Raw genomic sequence first — 19,846 nt, forward strand, 5'->3', positions numbered from 1 at the left:
GGGGCCAATCATGTGAACGGCACTCTTCTTTTTGAAGTAAACCAAAATTGGCGCCAATTTCGGTCACAGAAATGTAGCATATACTGCTGGCCTCGTTGAGAACTTTTTTAGGGCGGAGATGGCGCGCGAAACGAAACGCAATTTAGCGGAAGAGATTGCCAAGGCTCTTGCGGAGGGCGCCTACCGGCCAGGCGAGTGGCTACGGCAAATCGATCTTGAGCAAAGCTTTGGTGCATCGCGCTTTGACGTTCGAAAGGCGCTGGAGCAACTTGTGGCTCGCAAGCTCATGGAGCATATGCCTAACCGTGGGTACAGAGTGTCCGAGCCGGATACGGACACGCTTCGGCATGTACGAGAAGTCAGGGCGATTCTGGAAGCGGCCGCGGCTGCTGAAGCCTGCCAGCGCATCAGCGAGGAGAGCATCAAGGAGTTGGAGGACAGCGCGACCCGTTTCGAAGAAGCGGCGAAGGCGGGACGGATTGCGGAACAGAGTCAAGAGAACCAGGTGTTCCACCGCCAACTCTACGCGGCTTGCGCCAATCCTGTTCTTCTCGAGCTGATTTGGTCCATGCGCGCGCGCGCAGGCAGCGGGGCTGTCACCGTGTGGCCTTCATATGATGCGCTGGTCAGAAGCGCAGAGGAGCATCGCGAAATGATTGCGGCCTTGCGTGAAAGAGATGGGGCGCGCATACACCGACTTGTTCAGCGTCACGTTTTGAAAGCCGATGCAGGGGTGAGGATGGACGCGAGAGCCGTTGCTGATGGAATGCTGGCGGAGCGAGCACGCAGGAGCGGACCGCGTGCAATAGCCAACTCGGAAAGCTAACGAGCTTCCCGGTACGCGACGAGGAAAAGCGAAGAATGGAAACAAAGACTGCAATTCTCTATGCAACGGCCTGTTTTGCCGGCGCCTTGATTCCGGGTCCTACGTCACTCCTGGCGTTAACCAACGGCGCTTCGCGAAACTGGAAGGTAGTTGTTGCCGGGATGTTTGGCGCTGCACTCTCCGACCTGCTGATAGTTTCCGCCGTTGGATTCGGGCTGGGGGCGCTACTGGCTACTTCCGCAACCCTCTTTTCCACCGTCAAGTGGATCGGTGTCGTAGTCCTGGCCTGGCTTGCGGTTCAGATGTGGAGGAGTAGTCCGACGGCGTTTGCTTCTGTCGAGGAAAACCCGAACATGCCAATGTCACGGGTCTTTTTCCGGAGCTTCGGCGTCACGCTTTCGAATCCCAAGCTGCTCCTGTTCTTTTCGGCATTCCTTCCGCAGTTTATCGATCCGTCGCAGCCAGTTACGGTTCAGTACATGATCCTCGGCCTTGTTTCAGCCGGTGTGGATGTTGTCGTAATGGCGTTGTACGCGCTTGGAGGGGCTCAAGTGGCGCGTGTCATGACGGAACGAGGCATAACTCGGCTCAACCGCAGTTATGCGGCAGTCATGTTTACGCTTTCGGCCGGACTGGCCATGTACAGGCGAAACAACTGATGGCTTACGGCACCAGCATGGCGCCGTGATCCATCGTTTCAAGTCGATGCCGCGCTACGCTGCGGCCGCTTCCTCGCGCATGCGGCGGGCTTCGTCGCGCAGGAACTGCTGGTAATCCTCCAGATCGCCGTCAAAGGGCTCGACGCCGCCCTTGGTGACCAGCCAGAACTCGTCGCACACGGCGCGTAGCAGGGCCCGGTCGTGACTGACCAGCATCACTGTGCCTTCGAATTCGTTGAGGGCCATGCCCAGCGCTTCGCGTGTGGCGAGGTCGAGGTGGTTGGTAGGCTCGTCGAGCAGCAGCAGGTTGGGGCGTTGCCAGACGATCATGCACAACACCAGCCGCGCCTTTTCGCCGCCGCTCATCGTGCTGACCGCCTGATGGACCATGTCGCCACTGAAGTTGAAGGTGCCGAGGAAGGTGCGTAGCGATTGTTCGGTGCCACTCTGGCCGGGGGCGCGCATATGCGGCGGCGTGTCCTTGGCAAGGCGGATCATGTGTTCCATCGGCGTGTCGAGCGGGCGCAGCACGTCGAGTTCCTGCTGTGCGAAGTAGCCGATATTCAAGCCTTTGCCTTCGCTGATTTCGCCGGCAATTGGCGCCAGCGCGTGCGCCACGGTCTTCACCAGCGTGGACTTGCCTTGGCCGTTGGCACCGAGAATGCCGATGCGCTGGCCGGCCAGCACGGAACGGTTGATGCCCCGCACGATGACCGTGGGCGGCGTGCCCGGCAGTGCGTCGGTCGGCGCCGGGTAGCCGAAGCTCGTGTCCAGCATCGACAACAGCGGGTTGGGGACGCTGAGCGGCTCCTTGAACTCGAAGTTGAACTCTGCGTCGGCAAGCACCGGTGCGATCTTCTCCATGCGCTCGAGCGCCTTGACGCGGCTCTGCGCCTGCTTCGCCTTCGAGGCCTTGGCCTTGAAACGGTCGATGAACTTCTGCAGGTGAGCAATCTTTTCAGTCTGCCTGGCCACCGCGGCCTGCTGCAATACGAGCTGTTCGGCGCGCATGTCTTCGAACTTGCTGTAGTTGCCGCCATAACGCACGAGCTTGGCGTTGTCGACGTGCACCGTCACCTGCGTCACCGCGTCGAGGAATTCGCGGTCGTGGCTGATCACTACCATGGTTCCCTGGTAGCGCTTGAGCCATGCTTCCAGCCAGACCAGCGCGTCGAGGTCCAGGTGATTGGTCGGTTCGTCGAGCAGCAGCAGATCGGACGGGCACATCAGCGCGCGCGCCAGTTGCAGTCGCATGCGCCAGCCGCCGGAGAAGCTGTTGACCGGCTGGCTAAGCTGCGCAGCGGTGAAGCCAAGGCCCAGGATCAGCGCTTCGGCACGTGAGGGGGCGTCGTGAGCTCCGGCGTCGTGCAGGGCCATGTAGGCGTGCGCCATGCGCATGCCGTCGTCGCTGGCCTCGGCGGCGGCTGCTTCGTTTTGCGCGGCCAGCAGCACGGTGTCACCCTCGACTACGAAGTCGGTCGCGCTCTGCTCGGTCTCGGGCATATCCTGCGCGACCTGGCCCATCTTCCATGCCGCGGGAATCGAGAATTCGCCGCTGTCTTCGTGCAGCGTGCCGTTGAGAAGGGCGAAGAAGGACGATTTTCCGGCGCCATTGCGGCCGACAAGACCGATTTTCTCGCCAGGGTTGAAGGTGACGGAAGCGCGGTCTAATACGACATTGACGCCGCGGCGCAGCGTGACATTACGGACGGAAATCATAGGGAGCTACTTCTGAGAAGACTGGCATGATAGCCGACCGGACGTGCAGGGCTGGTGGATCTGCAAATTCAGGAAGGCGGTGCGGTGGTACCGCGTTCAATCAGGGATACCGGCATCTCGGTGCGTCCGGGATCAGTGCCGTCCTGGAGCCAGCGTAACAATGCTATTGCGGTCTTCTTGCCCAGCAAGCTGCTTTCCAGGGCGATGGTTGTCAGACCGGGTGCGACTTCCGCGGAGATTGGCAAGTCGTCGCAGCCAACAATTGACAGTTGGCCGGGAACGCTCAGCTTCAGTGTGGTAGCTTCGAACAGGCAGCCCAAGGCGAGCACGTCGTTGCCACAAAAGATGGCCGTAGGCCTGGTCGGTGCATTGCGCAGGATTTCCTGTAACCCGGCGCGCCCCCCGGCAAACGTGTAGGGCTGCTCGCATGCGGCTTGCGGCAAAAGCTCGGCGCGCAGCGCCCGAAGTGTGCTCGCAAATCCTTCCGTCCGCAGCCGTGCGCGGTCGTTGTAGCGCGATATCCCTGAAATCATGCCGAAATGACGGTGCCCCAGGTCGTACAGGTATCTGGCGGCCAACGCGCCGATCTCGAAGTTGTCGAATCCAATGCAGGGACACTGGTTGGATAGTGCCCACGTGACGATGGTCCGTGTGTGCGATTGCTTGAGAATCGACAGCGTTTCAGGTGCGTGGTCCGCTCCGACCAGCACCATGGCATCAACCGCGCGCTCGGACAGCGCCCGTACTACATCGATCTCGGTGTTCGGATCATAGTTGTGGGACCCCAGAAGAAGCTGGTAGCCGGCTGCGGCCAGCACGCCCTGCATCCCTTGAATGGCATGGGAGAAGATCGCGTTGTCGAGGGTCGGTACCACAGCGGCAATCGTATGTGAGCGCCCGGAAGCCAGGGTCCGTGCCGAAGCGTCGGGAACATAGCCAAGGCTTTCAATCGCCTCCCGCACCCGGTTCAGGGTCCCTTCACGGACCAGCGACGGCGAGGAGAGGGCGCGCGACACCGTCGCCGTGGATACGCCGGCAAGTTTCGCCACATCCTCAAGTCTTGATTTAGGCACTTCCTGGCTCCGCCTTCGAATGCTCAATTGTGACCGATATCCTGCAGGACGGCGCTGGGAAGGAGCGGTAATCGTGCGCGGATTTGTCTGCGGGAAAACCCTTTCTTGCGATCCTGTTCTCGTTTCCTATTCTCCATGCAAGCGCTTGCATTGGAAAAGTCGTAGGAGAAATCTGGATATGAGCCAAGAAACTCGCCACAAAATGCAAGCGCTTACATTTAGACCATCCATGGAGGACCTGCAGAAATGATTTCGTACCTGAAGAAAGCGGAAAAGTCGCCCCAGACCGAAACAGCCACCGCGCAGAAGGTGGTGACCGAGATGCTCGGCCAGATCCAGGCGCGTGGAGAGGACGCGGTCCGCGAGTATGCGAAGCAACTGGATGGCTGGAGTGGCGACATCGTGCTGACGCCCGAACAGATCCGCGAACAGATTCGTGACGTGCCGGCGGCGGTTCGCGCCGACATTGATTTCGCGATCCGTCAGGTCACCGACTTTGCATTGGCGCAACGCGAATCCTTGCAGGAATTTTCCGTCGAATTGCACCCGGGAGTGATTGCAGGGCAGCGTGTGCTTCCCGTGAATGTGGTGGGCTGTTATGCGCCGGCAGGGCGCTATGCACATATCGCGTCGGCCTATATGGGCGTGGCGACGGCCAAGGCGGCCGGCGTCAAGACCGTGGTCGCCTGTTCAAGCCCATTCCGCGGCCAGGGTATCCATCCGCATGTTCTCTATGCGTTCCAGGCCGCCGGCGCTGACGTGATCATGGCGTTAGGCGGCGTACAGGCGATTGCGTCGATGGCCTATGGCCTGTTCACCGGCAAGCCTGCCGACGTGGTAGTCGGCCCCGGCAACAAGTTCGTGGCGGAGGCCAAGCGGACGCTGTACGGTCAAGTCGGCATCGATGTGTTTGCCGGCCCGTCGGAGGTGGCGGTCATTGCGGACGACAGCGCCGACGCGGCGATCGTCGCAAGCGATCTGGTCGGGCAGGCAGAGCATGGACATGAATCGCCCGCGTGGTTGTTCACCACCTCGCGCGTGCTGGCTGAGCGGGTTATGGAATTGGTGCCAGCGCTGATCGACAAGTTGCCGCCGACTGCGCGTGATGCCGCCACCGCGGCCTGGCGTGACTATGGCGAAGTGATCCTGTGCGACAGCCGCGAGGATGTGGTCGAGGTGTCCGACCGCTACGCATCGGAGCATCTGGAAGTCCATACCGGCGATCTCAATTGGTGGCTGGACAACCTGACGTGCTATGGGTCGCTCTTCCTTGGCGAGGAAACCACCGTGGCGTTCGGTGACAAGACCAGCGGTCCGAACCACGTGCTTCCGACCAAGGGGGCGGCACGCTACTCTGGCGGCTTGTCCGTGCACAAGTTCATGAAGACGCTGACGTGGCAAAAGATGACGCGCGAGGCGGCGCGACAGATCGGCCAGGTCACCGCACGCATCTCCCGGCTGGAGGGTATGGAGGCACATGCGCGCACGGCGGACGACCGCATGGCGAAGTACTTCCCCAACTCGCGCTTCGAAATGGGCACGCCGGTCGAGGTGTAATCATGAATCAACCGCAAAATGCAGTTGCCCGGCCGGCGCCCGACCTTACAGGGCGGCAGGCACTGGTGACGGGTGGAAGTTCGGGCATCGGCGAGGCCATTGCAGTGGCGCTGGGGTTGTCCGGAGCCCGTGTGATACTGGCCGCGAGACGTCAGTCACAGCTTGAAACGGCAGCAGCCAGGCTTGACGCACTGGGCGTTTCGGTCAATACGCACCAGTGCGATCTTTCGGATCTCGATGCCATTGCGGCTTCGGCCGAGGGGTTGCAGCGCAAGCACGGTACGGTTGATATCCTGGTCAACGCGGCAGGAATGAATCTTCGGGAAGCTTTCGGCGCGATCACGCCAGCGTCGTGGCGGCTCCAACTCGATACGCACCTTGGCGCGCCGTTCTTTCTGACGCAGGCCCTGGCGCCGGCCATGAAGGCACAAGGGTGGGGGCGCATACTGAACATTGCCTCGCTGCAGTCCTATCGCGCCTTCGCCAATAGTGCGCCATATGGTGCGGCCAAGGGCGGTATTGTCCAACTGACACGTGCCATTGCCGAGGAGTGGTCGCGCCATGGCATCACTTGCAACGCGATCGGGCCGGGCTTCTTTCCGACCGCGCTGACAGGTCCTGTTTTTGCGGACGAGGCTCTGGCACAACATCACGCCGGCCGTACCTGCGTTGGCCGGAATGGCGAGTTGGCCGATCTGCATGGGCTCGCTGCATTCCTCGCCAGTGATATGGCTGCGTACATCACCGGACAGACGTTCATGGTGGATGGGGGCTATACCGCTCGATAAAGCACGCAAACAAACTGATGACGGCGCGACGCGAATGTCGGCGCCGGAACCCGAGCAGAGCGCCGCAAACGCGCCACCGGGATGAGACTTCACAGGAGACAAGCATGACGAAGCAGACAACGGCGCCGCAGTCCGCGCAGGACGCGCGACGCAAGTTGCGCCAGGTAGTCACGTCGAGCACGATCGGCGCGATGGTGGAGTGGTACGACTTTTTTCTCTACGGCGTGGTCGCTGGCCTCGTATTCAACAAGCTCTATTTCCCTACCAGCGACCCGGTAGTCGGCACGCTGCTTGCGTATGCGACGTTCGCCGCGGGCTTCGTGGCACGTCCGCTGGGTGGCGTCATCTTCGGGCACTTCGGCGATACGCTGGGACGCAAGAAGATGCTGGTGCTGACGCTGATGATCATGGGCGTGGCGACCACGGCGATTGGCCTGATCCCGACCTATGACCAGATCGGCGTATGGGCGCCGATCCTGCTGCTGTTGTGCCGCGTGGCCCAGGGTATTGGTTTGGGCGGGGAGTGGGGCGGGGCGGTCTTGATGACCTTTGAAAGCGCTCCGGTCAAACGTCGTGGGTTCTTCGCCAGCCTGCCGCAAACGGGCATGTCGCTTGGGCTGGTCCTGGCCAGTGGCGTGATCGCAGTCCTGTCGCTGCTGCTGTCGGACAAGGACTTCCTTGCCTGGGGATGGCGTGTCGCCTTCCTTCTGAGTGCGGCGATGGTATTGATCGGCTCGTACATGCGTACCCACGTCGAGGAGTCTCCGGAGTTTGCGGCGACCCAGCACAGCCGCGAGAAGACGCCGGGTTTGCCCTTCATGGCCATGCTGCGCCGCTATCCGGGCATTGTGCTGGCTTGCATGGGCGCGCGCTTTATCGATGGCGTCTTCTTCAATGTGTTTGGCGTGTTCTCGCTTTCATATCTCACGCAGACACTGAAACTGTCCCGCGATCAGGCGCTGCTTGGCGTGTTGATCGGCGCCTTTGTGATGACATTCTTTATCCCGCTGTGGGGTGCGGTATCTGACCGTGTGGGGCGGCCAATTGTCTATGGCACCGGCGCGCTGCTGGCTGGGCTGTCAGCCTTCCCGGCCTTCTGGCTGATGCAGCATTCCGGCGGCAATGTGTGGCTGGTATGGGCGGCCATCATCATCCCGTTTGGCGTGTTTCACGCGGCAGTCTTTGGGACCATGTCCTCGATGTTCTCGGAAGTATTTGATCCGAGCGTGAGGTACACCGGCATCTCGTTTGTCTATCAGTTTGCCGGTGTCTTCGCGGGCGGCCTGACTCCGATCATTGCCACCTGGCTCAATGCCAAGGCCGGCGGAGAGCCGTGGTACCTGTGTGCCTACGTACTCGTGATTGGCTTCATGAGTGCCGGCTGCACGATGTGGATCGCATTTCGCTCTTCGCACGCCACGGCGGTAAGGCTGGAGCCATCGAAGACCTGAGCGCCATCCGCGACCCAGCACCAGCAACTCTCACAAGCTCTCAGCTTACCGTCCAATACGGATGAGAAATCCAATGAAAGTCATTGTCTACACTGAGCCTGACGCCGTCGCGGTACTTGACCGCGAGATGCCGACCCTGGTACCCGGCGAACTGCTATTGCGCATCGATGCGAGTGGAATATGTGGGTCGGACCTTCACGCGTACCATGGCCACGATCCCCGCCGCAAGCCGGGGCTGGTCCTGGGCCACGAGTTCGCCGGAACCATCGTCGCTTCCTCCGATGAATCCCGCATGCCCGTGGGGCAGCGCGTCACAGCGAATCCTCTTGTCACCTGCGGTCATTGCGACTACTGCCTTCAGGGGCGAGACAACCTCTGCGCAAACCGGGGCATGATTGGAATGAACCGGCCGGGAGCGCTTTCAGAGTACCTGGCGATACCAACGCGATGTGCAATTCCGATTCCCGGTTCATTGCCGAGCGTAACTGCTGCGTTGACCGAGCCGGCTGCCACGGCGCTACATGCGATCAACCTGACCATGCGGGCATTGACGCGGCCCTTGCCGGAGGCGCGTGTCCTCATCATTGGCGGGGGGGCCATCGGCATGTTGACCGGGGCGCTGGTGCATTCGTATGGATGCAGGCATCTATGCATTGCGGAAACCAATTCACTGAGGCGGGCGTCCGTCAGCCGCCATCTCGGATGCGAGGTGATCGATCCGATTGCCAATCCCCCAGGCGAATCCAGTTTCGATGTTGTCATCGACGCGGTCGGGGCGGCGCCCACCCGCAATCTGGCGATTGCGGCAACGCGGCCTGGGGGCGTGATCATGCATATTGGTTTGCAGGCGTGGTCGAGCGAGATCGACATGCGCAAGCTGACGTTGGCTGAGATCACGCTGCTAGGGACTTACACCTATACGATGGCGGACATGCATGCCACCGTACGGGCCTTGGAACATGGCAGCTTCGGATCCCTCGAATGGGTGGAAACGCGGGCTTTGGCAGACGGCCCGGCTGCTTTTGCCGATCTTGCCGCAGGGCGCGTCGCGGCGGGAAAGGTCGTGCTGATCCCCGAACTCGGCTGAATTCCTGCCGGGGTGCTCTCGAAAAGAGCTCCCGGATTTTTTTGGTCATTCAACTCATATATATGAGCTAGTTGACATGGATGAATCTAGCGCCTACGATGTTTTCACGGTTTCACGTTTGACCCACACGAAGGAGACAAAAATGATTCACGTAGTACTGCATGACGCCAAGGACACCGTTGCGGTGGCAGTGGTCGAAGGGATCGAGCCCGGCACGAAGCTCAACGCCTGGATCATGGATGAAGACAAGGTGGTGACCGTGACCGCGCTGCAACCGATTCCAATCGGGCACAAGGTCGCGCTGCGCGATATGGCCCTGAACGAAACGGTCTACAAGTACGGCATCGACATCGGCAAGGTCGTGGCGCCCATCAAGGCCGGCGAGCACGCTCACGTCCACAACATCAAGACGAAGCGCTGGTAAGCCACGCCGGCTTGCGCGTTAGTCACGTAGTCACCGAAACCGCTTCCCTGCAAAAAGTACCTGAGGACCCCGTCATGTCCGTAATCGATCAAAACACCACGTTCTGGGGCTACCGCCGCGACAATGGTCGCGTGGGTGTCCGTAACCACGTCATCATCCTGCCGCTGGACGACCTGTCCAACGCCGCCGCCGAAGCCGTTGCGGTGGCCATCAAGGGGACCATGGCAATTCCCCATCCCTATGGCCGGTTGCAGTTCGGTCCGGACCTGGACTTGCATTTCCGTACGCTGATCGGCGCGGGCAGCAACCCCAACGTCGCAGCGGTGGTGGTGATTGGCATTGAAGATGGCTGGACCAAGAAGGTGGTCGATGGCATCGCCAAGACGGGCAAGCCGGTGGTGGGCTTCGGCATCGAAGGCCACGGCGATCACGAGACCATCATGCGTGCGTCGAAGGCCGCGAAGGAATTCGTGCAGTACGCCACGTCGCAGCACCGCGTTGAATGCCCGATCGGCGATCTGTGGATCTCAACCAAGTGCGGTGAATCGGATACCACGTCCGGCTGCGGCGCCAACCCGACGGTCGGCAATGCATTCGACAAGCTTCATCCGCTCGGTACGACACTGGTGTTCGGTGAAACCTCGGAACTGACAGGTGGCGAGCATATCGTGGCCAACCGCTGCGCGAACGACGAAGTCCGTCACCAGTTCATGGCAATGTTCGAACGCTATCAGGGCATGATCGATCGCTGGAAAACCTCGGACCTCTCGGAGTCGCAGCCGACCAAGGGCAACATCGCCGGCGGCCTCACGACCATCGAGGAAAAGGCGCTGGGCAATATCCAGAAGATCGGCAAACTGTGCACCGTCGATGGCGTCCTTGACAAGGCGGAAGAGCCGACGCACCCGGGTCTCTGGTTCATGGACTCATCGTCTGCCGCTGCCGAGATGGTGACGCTGTGCGCGGCCGCCGGCTACGTCGTACACTTTTTCCCGACCGGGCAGGGCAACGTGATCGGCAACCCGATCGTCCCCGTCATCAAGCTGTGTGCCAATCCGCGCACGGTGCGCCTGATGAGCGAACACATGGACGTCGACTGCTCGGGACTTCTGCAGCGCGAGCAGACGCTGGACCAGACCGGTGACAAGCTGCTCGAATGCATGCTGGCCACCATCAACGGTCGCTGGACCGCTGCCGAAGCACTTGGTCACCGCGAATTCGTGCTGACCCGCATCCACGAGTCCGCATGATGAAGCGAATCTGCATCAGCGAGTTCATGGACTCAGCCGCGGTGCAGACGCTCACCCCTGGTTTCGACGTGCAATACGAACCGGGGTGGGTGGACCAGCGCGCCGATCTGCTGGACGGCCTGGGCGATGCGCACGGGCTGATCGTGCGCAACCGCACCCAGGTCGATGCGGCGCTGCTGGCGGCGGCTAGCCAGCTCAAGGTTGTTGGTCGGCTCGGCGTCGGCCTGGACAACATCGATGTCGAGTCCTGTCGCCAACGCGGCATTCGCGTCATCCCGGCACTCGGTGCGAACGCAAGGTCCGTGGCCGAATACGTGGTGACCACGGCTGCCGTGCTGTTACGCGGCGCCTACCTTTCCACTGCAGAGGTGGCAGTTGGCAAGTGGCCGCGCGCGAAGTTGTCCGATGGCAGGGAGGCCCTGGGCAAGACGCTCGGTCTGGTGGGCTTCGGCGATATCGGCAGGCGCACGGCGTCATTGGCGAAGGCCTTCGGCATGGAGGTGATCGCGCACGATCCGATGCTCGCCGCGGCCGATCCTGTGTGGGCAGCAACAGGTGTGCGGTGCGTGACCTTCGACGAACTGCTTTCACAGGCCGATGCAGTGAGCCTGCATGTGCCGCTCGTCGACGCCACGCGCAACCTCATCGATGTGGGCCGGCTCGCGGCAATGAAGTCGGGCGCAGTGCTGATCAACACCGCCCGAGGTGGCGTGGTGGATGAATCTGCCTTGGCCGATGCCTTGCGTGCGGGACATATCGGCGGCGCTGCGCTGGACGTATTCGAGGTCGAGCCATTGTCTGCCGGCAGCCCGCTCGTCAACGCACCGAACCTGATCCTTACGCCTCATATCGGTGGAGTCACGCAGGAGGCCAATGCCCGTGTGTCGATGATGATCGCCAACGAAGTGCGGAAAACCCTGGAGGCAAGCACATGACTCTTGTTCGCCTTGACGTCCTGGAGCGTACTGCGGCGTCAGCCTTGCGTCGTGCCGGTGCGAGCGCGACACAAGCCTCGGCAACGGCAGCCGCGCTGGCACGCGCCGATGCAGCAGGGCTGCCATCGCACGGCGTTTCCCGTGTACCGATGTATGTGGCACATCTTCGCCATGACCGGGTTGACGGCAATGCCGAGCCAACTGCAAGTGCCAAACGTGCTAGTGCGGTGCTTGTCGACGCGCGCTGCGGTTTCGCCTTCGCAGCTTGCGACCTTGCTGTGACAGAGGCTATCGGACGCGCCCGTGTGACCGGGGTCGGCGTTGCCGCGGTCACCAATAGCCACCACTTTGGCGCGGCGGCGTTGCCGCTCGATGCGGTTGCCGAGGCAGGCATGATCGGGATTGCAATGGGCAACTCTCCGGCAGCCATGCCCGCATGGGGAGGCAAGCGGCCGCTGTTCGGGACGAACCCCATCGCGGCCGTCTTTCCGCGGCGCGGCAAGGCTCCCGTCGTGATCGACCTGTCGTTGTCCGAGGTGGCGCGCGGCAAGATCATGGTCGCCGCCAAGCAAGGAAAGGCAATCCCGTTGGGCTGGGCACTGGACGAGAACGGTCAGCCAACCACCGATGCCAAGGCAGCGCTGCGCGGTTCCATGTTGCCGGCTGGCGGAGTCAAGGGCGCGATGCTGGCGCTTATGGTCGAACTGCTGGTGACATCGCTGGCCGGCGCGCAGTTTGGTGCGGAAGCCGATTCGTTCTTCGAAGACGCAGGGAATCGCCCGCGCATCGGCCAGCTATTCCTGGTGCTGGATCCCGGCGCATTCGCGGGTAGCGAAGCCTACGCGGAGCGTGTGGAAGCCCTGCTAAGCGCCATGCTGGGCGACGAAGGTGCGCGCCTGCCGGGCGCACGGCGGCATCGCGCCCAGAAGGAAGCCGCAGAACATGGAGTAGAGATCCCGGACGCGTTGTGGAGCGAGCTTCGCACAATGGCAGGAGAGACAGCAGGGGAGTCGGCAGGAGAATCAATCAAAGCCTAGCGCATTTCATCATCCGAGCAGCGGCGAGCCTGCGTAAGACGGGCTGACGACCACAAAGGAGACAAACCATGCATCGACGCTTTAACCTTGGCGCGCGCAGAAGCTTTTGCTGTGCGTTCACGACGTTGGCAGTGATCGCGGCCCTGGCAGGGCCTCAAACCGTGGCTGCGGCAGCGCCGCAGGATGGCGTGGCGAGTTATCCGGACAAGCCAATCCGGTATGTGGTTCCGTTCGCCGCAGGCGGCCTGACTGACCTCATGGCGCGCACGGTGGCCCAGCAACTGTCGGAAGAATGGAAAAAGCCCATCGTCGTGGACAACAAGCCCGGTGGCAATGCCAACATCGGGGCAGACCAGGTTGCGAAAGCGCCTGCGGACGGCTACACATGGTTGGCGGTAACGCTGACGCATGCGTCGAACGTGACGCTGTTTCCCACGCTGCCGTTCAGTATGCAGAAGGATTTGCTGCCTGTCGTTCGAGTCGCTTCGTCGCCCATGGTGGTGGTGGTCCCGGCCAATTCTCCGATCAAGTCAATGAAGGAGTTGGCGGCCGCCGCGCAAAGGTCGACATTGAATGCCGGATCTAGTGGGAATGGCACGCCGCCTCATCTGACGCTTGCGCTGTTCGAAAGCCAGAGTAAGGTCAACCTGACGCACGTGCCATACAAGGGCGGCGCGCCTTCCATGACGGATCTGATCGGTGGCCAGATCGATGTGGTCTTCTCCAATTTCCCGGAATCGCTGGCGTACGTGAAAGCCGGGAAACTGCGGGCCCTGGCGGTCACCACCCGCGAGCGTCACCCATTGCTTCCGGATGTGCCGACCGTCGCGGAGGCGGGGTATCCCGACCTGATTGTTGAGAACTGGACTGGCCTGATGGTGCCAGCCGGTACGCCGCGCCCCGTTGTGGAGAAAATTTCCGCATCCGTGGCGCGCATGCTGGCAAATGAATCGGTGCGCCAGCGCATTGCGGCAGCGGGCTTCACACCGGCACCGCAAAGCGGTCCGCCGTTTGCCGAGTACTTCGGTACGGAAGTGACGCGATGGGCCAAAGTCATCGAAGAGAAGCGCATCCGGGTTGAGTGACATCGATGTTCCGCGCTGGTTGCCAATGGGACGCACCGGTTTCTTGGGGGCTGGGAGCAAGTTCAGTATCATGTAGTTTATCTATATGAATGTCGGCTTGCCGGCTTTGAAACCGCATAACCTGAGGATATTCGTCGTGGGTTCCAGATTCGACGCCAGCGCTTCCATTGGTGGCGTTTTGTACAAGGATGTGAAACGCGCCATTCTGGCCGCGCTTTCGGAAGGCGAGTGGAAGCCGGCCGAAGCAATTCCGTCGGAACGGAAGCTGATCGAGCGGTTCGGCGTTTCCGTCGGGACACTGCGCAAAGCGATCGATGAGCTGGTGGCGGAGAACATCCTGATTCGCCATCAGGGCCGGGGCACGTTCGTAGCAACGCATCGGCTGGAAGACCACTTCTTCCGGTTCTTCCGTGTGGTGCGCCAGGACGGGCATCGCGACTATCCAACCGTGCGGCTTGTGAAGTTCCGACGTGCCAAGGCAGACAAGGCCGAAGCAGCGGCGCTGGGACTATCGGTCGGTGACCCCGTTTTCAGGTTCTCCAACGCGCTTTCGCTGGAGAAAACGCCGGTCATGATCGATGACATTACGGTACCGGCAGACAGGTTCCCGACGCTCACGGAGGCGCAACTTCGTGAGCGACCGAATACGCTATACAACTTCTATCAGGATGAGTTTGGCATCAACATCATCCGCACCGAGGAGCGGCTGCGTGCGACCCTGGCGGACAAGGAAGATAGTGAGTTGATCGGCGCGCCTGAAGGCTGTGCGTTGCTGCTGGTCTTGCGGGTAGCGTATTCATACCACGATGAACGCATCGAGTATCGCGTCTCAAAGCTCAACACATCGCATCATGAGTTCACGCTGTCGCAGCCTTGACGGCTGAGCCGCGTCGCTCACAAGTTGGATGCTCTGTCTCACCGCACCAATCCATCGACGGACTTGGATATCTACCAAATACGCCAACTTCGATATCAAATCGAGCCCTCTGTCGCCGGCTCGAATCCAAAATGTGTTGTTTCTGTTACGGAGTTGGGCTCGTAATGGATAGTTACGAGTAGAATGCGCTCGCGGCGCGTACCCCTTGCGCGCCGAACGTGATGCAGGTGCCGATGGGAAATCCCATTGGTTAAACGGGAAACAGGAACGCCGCAAACTCGGCCAGCCTGTGCTGCCCCCGCAACGGTAAGCAGGTTTGGGAACCATCACGTCGGCTCTGAGTTTTCGAGTCGACAGTCACTGCGCAACAGCTTTGCTGCCGCGGGAAGGCGATGGCATCCTGGAAGCGAACGCTTCCAACCTGCAAGCCCGGATACCGGCCTGTTGTCATCATCGACACTCATTGCACGGACGGGGTCGTCCGGCTTCACGATGAAATACAACTTGTCTGCGTTTTCCGCTGGCCGCTCGCGCTCGGCACAATTCCGCCTGCGCTTGTCGTATGGACGCCAGCCGCGCCTGCTGGCTGCCTCGCTCGGCACCGTTGCCGGCCTGAACCTTCCCTACGCATTTGCCCAGGAGATCCCTTCGGAGAGGAAGGAGAGCACGCTCCCGGCCATCACGGTCAGCGAGGTCGCGCAACCCGGACTCGCACTGTCGAAGCCCGAATACACCGGCAGCCGGCTTGGCCTGACGCCGCTGGAAACACCCGCGAGCGTTGAAGTGCTCATCGGCGAAACGATTCGCGCGCGCGGCGACCTGAGCGTGCGCGAAGCGGTCACCCGGGCCACCGGTATCACGGCGAACCCGGCGCCGGGCAACGGCGGCACGTCGCTGGCCGCGCGCGGTTTCGCGGGGCAGGGCTCGGTCATGCAACTGCTCGACGGCACGCGCATGTACGTGGCGTCGGGCACCGTCACCTTCCCGTTCGACACCTGGTCGGTGGATCGCATCGAGGTCCTGCGTGGTCCCGCTTCGGTCATGTATGGCGAAGGGGCAATCGGCGGTGTGGTCAACGTGGTGCAGAAGAAGCCGATCCGCGGCCCGATCGAGAACGAACTCCAGATCACTGGCGGCACTGAAAAAACCGCGCGCGTGGCGTTCGACAGCGGCGGCAAGGTCAATGACAACCTGTCGTACCGTTTCGCCACCGCCTACAACCGCTCGGCCGGCTGGGTCGATCGCGGCGACTCGAACAACCTGATGGTGTCGGCGTCGGTGCGGCTGGACGTCAACCCGGACTTCAACCTGACGCTGTCCTATGACGACGGCACCCAGCATCCGCAGCAGTACCTTGGCACGCCACTGGTGAACGGCAGCCTGGATACTTCGCTGCGCAAGAAAAACTACAACGTGGGCGATGCCCAGATCAGCTATCGCGACCGCTGGACGCGCCTGAACGCCGAATGGACGCCCAATGACCGCGTCACGGTGCGCAACCAGTTCTATTACCTGACCAGCCATCGGCACTGGCGCGACAGTGAGACCTATACGTTCCTGCCGGCCACCTCGCAGGTACGCCGTACCGACTACCTGGAAATCCTGCACGACCAGGAACAGGTGGGCAACCGCGCGGACATCACGGTCAAGAGCAGGCTGTTCGGCCTCGACAACGCCACGACGGTGGGCTTCGACGTCAACAAGATCAATTTCACGCATTCCAACAACTCGCCGTATGGCGGCTCGTCGACGGTCAATGCGTATGACTTTGATCCGGGAATGTTCTTCAGTCCGCCGGGCATCGTTACGTCACCGCGTTTCCGCACCAACACCACGCAGTACGCGCTGTTCGGCGAACATCGCATTTCCGTGACGGAGAAGTGGTCCGTGATCGGTGGCGTGCGTTTCGACCATGCGGCGATGACCCGTACCGATCTGGTGGCCAACACGGCCTGGGACAAGACCTTCGCCAATACCACGTGGCGCGTGGGTACGGTGTACCAGTTCACACCGAGCCTGTCGGTCTATGCGCAGTACGCCACGGCCACCGATCCGCTCGGCGCGCTGATTACTACGTCCGATGCGCAACGGAACTTCGAACTGGCCACCGGCAAGCAGGTGGAAGTGGGTGTGAAGCAGGCGTTCTGGGGCAATCGCGGTGAATGGACATTCGCGGCTTACGAGATCCGCAAGAAGAATCTGCTGTCGCGTGACCCGGTCAATCCGACCATCACGCAGCAGGTAGGAGAGCAATCGTCACGCGGACTGGAAGCCTCAGCCAGCGTGGAAGTGGTGCGCGGCCTGCGTCTGGATGTCAACGGTACGGTGCTGCGTGCGCGCTACGACGACTTCAACGAATCGGTCGGTGGCGTACTGGTGTCGCGCGCCGGCAATGTGCCGACCAGCGTACCGCAGCAGGCGGCCAATGCGTGGTTGACCTGGAACTTCGTGCCACAGTGGACGCTGGGGGCGGGCCTGCGTTACGTAGGTGGCCGCTATGCGGATACTGCCAATCGTGTGCGCGTACCAAGCTACACAACGGTCGACACTGCACTGTCGTGGCGCGTGTCGAAGCAGGCGGCGTTGACGCTGCGCGTCTACAACCTGTTTAACCGCGATTACGCCGAATCGTTCTCGAACGGCGGCCAGCAATGGCTGCTGGGGCGTCCTCGCTCGGCCGAGCTGTCAGTCAACTTCTACTTCTGAGGCCGCGGCCGTGTGGCGCAAGCTCAGGGTGAAGCGCTGGCTGTACCTGATCCATCGCTGGATGGGGATAGCCGGCTGCCTGCTGATCGCGATGTGGTTTGGCTCGGGGCTGGTCATGATGTATGTGGGATTTCCCGCGCTGACCGATACCGAACGGCTGGCCGGCCTGCCGCCGCTGGCGCTGCGCTCGATCGCCACCACGCCCGACGCAGCCATGGTAGCGGCGGGGCTCGATACCTTCCCGCGTAGCCTGCGGCTCGAGATGGCGGGCGATCTACCCGTCTATCGCATGATCGATGGCAAGGGCAGGCCGTACACCGTTTCCGCGGTCGATGGCCGAGTGATCTCGCAAATCGACGCAACCACGGCGCAGGCTATCGCACAACGGTTTGCCGGCAAGCCGGCGCAGTGGCTGGAGACGGCCGAGCGCGACCAGTGGACCGTGCCAAATGGGCTGAACGCCTGGCGGCCGTTGCACCGCCTCGCTATCGACGACGGCCTTGGCACCGAACTCTACGTCTCGGCGAAGACCGGCGAGGTCATGCGCGATACACACCGCACCGAACGCTTCTGGAACTGGCTGGGCGCGGTGCCACACTGGCTCTACTTCACGCCAATCCGCAAGGATCCGCCGTTGTGGCGGCAAGTGGTGTTGTGGACGTCGGGGCCATGCGTGGTGGTGGCCATTAGCGGTATCTGGATTGGCTGGTTGCGGTTGCGTGTGCGGCGTCGCTTTGCGCACGGCAGCATGGGCGGCACGTCGCCCTATCACGGCTGGATGGCGTGGCACCACGCCGCGGGCCTTGTCGGCGCGCTGTTCCTGCTGTTCTGGCTGATCTCGGGCTGGCTGTCAGTCAATCCGAACCAGTGGTTCAATGGGCGCGGTTTCGAAGGGGCGGCGCTGCAGCGCTACGCCGGGCATGCGGCCGCGTCATTCCCGACACCGGCCTGGCACGCGCTTGGTGATGGCGTGCGCGAGATCCGCATGACGTGGACGGGAGGCAGGCCGGTGCTGCTGGCGTCTTCGAGTGACGGACACGTGCGTGCGATCGATCCACACGGTGGTGCACCGCTGCAGTGGCGGGACGATGCATTGATCCGTGCCGCGGCGACGCTGATGCCCGAGGCACGCATCGCGTCAACAGATGTGCAAACCGAACCCGATGCTTATTGGTACAGCCATCACCATGCGCGCCGCTTCCCGGTACTGCGCATTGGTTTCGACGATGCCAGCCATACCTGGGTCTACGTCGATCCGGCGACCGGGCAGGTCATCGGCCGTAGCGACGATAGCCGCCGCATTTACCGCTGGCTGTTCAACGCCGTTCACAGCTACGACTTCGTGGCGTTGACGCAAAACCGTCCCTGGTGGGATGTTGTGGTCTGGGCACTGTCGATCGTCGGCCTGGCGATGTCTGTCAGCGGCGTGGTGGTGGGATGGCGGCGGCTGCGCCGCTGAGCCGCTGGGCCTGCACTCGTTCCGCAAGAAACAATCTTCTCACGCGAACGGCATCGGCCCCTCGAAATGGTCTACGTAGCATAGGTGCGATACGGTGCCGCCAGTTGTTCCCCATCGATGCAGCATGAAGGCCGGGGGCTCCATGTACGACGCTGGTTTTGCATCGGCATGCAATCGCAAGGCAATCTGGGTCGTGGTGCTCGGACATGTCAACACGGGTATCGTACCTAGACGCGCATGCATGGCACGGTGAACGTGTCCTGCGATGATCAAGTCGACATTCCGATGCCGCGACAATACTTGATCGACAACGCCAGACTCGCGCAATCCATACTTGTCCAGATAGGGGATGCCGGTGTCGAACGGCGGGTGATGCATCGCAATGACGATTCGCCTGTCCCGGTTCGCTTCGAGTTCACGTTCAAGCCACGCAAGCGTCGATGGGCTTAGTTCGCCATGGTGGAAGCCCGGAACGGTGCTGTCGACTGCCAACACATGCACAGCGCCAACGTCGAAACCAAAATTGAGTTCGCCGGCCTCGGGCCACCATGGCTGGTCGCCAAATGCCGCCCGCAGAGCATCCCGATTGTCGTGATTGCCAGGCATGAGTGCATAGGGGTGGATCAACGACCCGAGTAGCTCTCTCAGCATGGCATAGGCCTCTGGCGATCCGTCGTCGGTCAGGTCTCCGGAGATCAGGACGGTGTCAGGGGCGGGGTCCAGACGGTTGAGCGCATGGATGGCGCTCAGGAACATGGCATTCGAGTCGATCAGGTTCTGGTAAAGCATGCCCTGAGGTCGAACATGGATATCTGAAACCTGTGCGATCGATGTCATCGGTATTCCCGGCTTCCCCTGCTGGTGTGCAAATGTGTCGCTCGTCCCTTGAGCATGTTAGCCGAGGTCAGGGACG

General features: G+C 61.6%; 17 protein-coding genes and 1 riboswitch. Of the genes, 14 read left to right on the forward strand and 3 right to left on the reverse strand.

Annotated features, from left to right (window positions below):
- Positions 1 to 118 precede the first annotated feature (118 nt).
- Positions 119 to 826, forward strand: coding sequence for an FCD domain-containing protein (locus tag ACO550_RS18415; RefSeq protein ID WP_315594490.1), 708 nt, complete (start codon positions 119 to 121; stop codon positions 824 to 826).
- A 35-nt stretch (positions 827 to 861) separates the two neighbouring features.
- Entirely contained in the window at positions 862 to 1,485 is a 624-nt protein-coding gene (locus ACO550_RS18420) for a LysE family transporter (protein ID WP_315594489.1), read from the forward strand.
- Between the two features lie 54 nt (positions 1,486 to 1,539).
- Here ACO550_RS18420 and ACO550_RS18425 read toward each other — a convergent pair whose 3' ends face one another.
- On the reverse strand, positions 1,540 to 3,204 hold the full coding sequence (locus ACO550_RS18425; RefSeq protein ID WP_315594488.1) for an ABC-F family ATP-binding cassette domain-containing protein: 1,665 nt from the start codon (positions 3,202 to 3,204) through the stop codon (positions 1,540 to 1,542).
- 68 nt (positions 3,205 to 3,272) lie between these two features.
- Entirely contained in the window at positions 3,273 to 4,304 is a 1,032-nt protein-coding gene (locus ACO550_RS18430; protein ID WP_485994924.1) for a LacI family DNA-binding transcriptional regulator, read from the reverse strand.
- Positions 4,305 to 4,523: 219 nt separating this feature from the next.
- Here ACO550_RS18430 and hpsN point away from each other — a divergent pair, with 219 nt between their 5' ends.
- The 12 genes from hpsN (at position 4,524) to ACO550_RS18490 (ending at position 18,933) form a co-directional block, all read left to right on the forward strand.
- Positions 4,524 to 5,834: a sulfopropanediol 3-dehydrogenase gene (hpsN, locus tag ACO550_RS18435; protein WP_315594486.1), complete on the forward strand. Its 1,311-nt coding sequence runs from the start codon at positions 4,524 to 4,526 to the stop codon at positions 5,832 to 5,834.
- A 2-nt stretch (positions 5,835 to 5,836) separates the two neighbouring features.
- Positions 5,837 to 6,622 (forward strand): (S)-sulfopropanediol 2-dehydrogenase HpsO, encoded by a 786-nt coding sequence (gene hpsO / locus ACO550_RS18440; protein WP_315594485.1) that lies wholly within the window; start codon positions 5,837 to 5,839, stop codon positions 6,620 to 6,622.
- A gap of 104 nt (positions 6,623 to 6,726) precedes the next feature.
- Positions 6,727 to 8,073 (forward strand): MFS transporter, encoded by a 1,347-nt coding sequence (locus tag ACO550_RS18445; RefSeq protein WP_315594484.1) that lies wholly within the window; start codon positions 6,727 to 6,729, stop codon positions 8,071 to 8,073.
- A gap of 73 nt (positions 8,074 to 8,146) precedes the next feature.
- Positions 8,147 to 9,160 (forward strand): alcohol dehydrogenase catalytic domain-containing protein, encoded by a 1,014-nt coding sequence (locus tag ACO550_RS18450; protein WP_315594483.1) that lies wholly within the window; start codon positions 8,147 to 8,149, stop codon positions 9,158 to 9,160.
- A 142-nt stretch (positions 9,161 to 9,302) separates the two neighbouring features.
- The gene (locus ACO550_RS18455) at positions 9,303 to 9,584 is read left to right on the forward strand and encodes a UxaA family hydrolase (RefSeq protein ID WP_137923741.1); all 282 of its coding nucleotides are present in this window, start codon (positions 9,303 to 9,305) and stop codon (positions 9,582 to 9,584) included.
- Positions 9,585 to 9,658: 74 nt separating this feature from the next.
- Positions 9,659 to 10,834, forward strand: coding sequence for a UxaA family hydrolase (locus ACO550_RS18460; protein ID WP_315594482.1), 1,176 nt, complete (start codon positions 9,659 to 9,661; stop codon positions 10,832 to 10,834).
- Complete coding sequence (locus ACO550_RS18465; RefSeq protein WP_315594570.1) at positions 10,834 to 11,769, forward strand: NAD(P)-dependent oxidoreductase; 936 nt, start codon at positions 10,834 to 10,836, stop codon at positions 11,767 to 11,769. Before ACO550_RS18460 ends, ACO550_RS18465 begins: the two co-directional genes overlap by 1 nt.
- On the forward strand, positions 11,766 to 12,806 hold the full coding sequence (locus ACO550_RS18470) for an Ldh family oxidoreductase (RefSeq protein WP_315594481.1): 1,041 nt from the start codon (positions 11,766 to 11,768) through the stop codon (positions 12,804 to 12,806). Before ACO550_RS18465 ends, ACO550_RS18470 begins: the two co-directional genes overlap by 4 nt.
- A 68-nt stretch (positions 12,807 to 12,874) precedes the next feature.
- Complete coding sequence (locus tag ACO550_RS18475; protein ID WP_315594480.1) at positions 12,875 to 13,891, forward strand: tripartite tricarboxylate transporter substrate-binding protein; 1,017 nt, start codon at positions 12,875 to 12,877, stop codon at positions 13,889 to 13,891.
- Between the two features lie 136 nt (positions 13,892 to 14,027).
- Positions 14,028 to 14,768, forward strand: coding sequence for a UTRA domain-containing protein (locus ACO550_RS18480; protein ID WP_315594479.1), 741 nt, complete (start codon positions 14,028 to 14,030; stop codon positions 14,766 to 14,768).
- Positions 14,769 to 14,980: 212 nt separating this feature from the next.
- A riboswitch (cobalamin riboswitch) is annotated at positions 14,981 to 15,227 on the forward strand.
- A gap of 33 nt (positions 15,228 to 15,260) precedes the next feature.
- Complete coding sequence (locus ACO550_RS18485) at positions 15,261 to 17,474, forward strand: TonB-dependent receptor (RefSeq protein ID WP_485994925.1); 2,214 nt, start codon at positions 15,261 to 15,263, stop codon at positions 17,472 to 17,474.
- A gap of 10 nt (positions 17,475 to 17,484) precedes the next feature.
- Positions 17,485 to 18,933: a PepSY-associated TM helix domain-containing protein gene (locus ACO550_RS18490; RefSeq protein ID WP_315594477.1), complete on the forward strand. Its 1,449-nt coding sequence runs from the start codon at positions 17,485 to 17,487 to the stop codon at positions 18,931 to 18,933.
- Between the two features lie 39 nt (positions 18,934 to 18,972).
- On the opposite strand, the gene ACO550_RS18495 is transcribed toward ACO550_RS18490, so the two are convergent.
- On the reverse strand, positions 18,973 to 19,770 hold the full coding sequence (locus ACO550_RS18495; RefSeq protein ID WP_315594476.1) for a metallophosphoesterase: 798 nt from the start codon (positions 19,768 to 19,770) through the stop codon (positions 18,973 to 18,975).
- Between the last annotated feature and the right edge of the window lie 76 nt (positions 19,771 to 19,846).

The organism is Cupriavidus sp. (assembly GCF_057315035.1).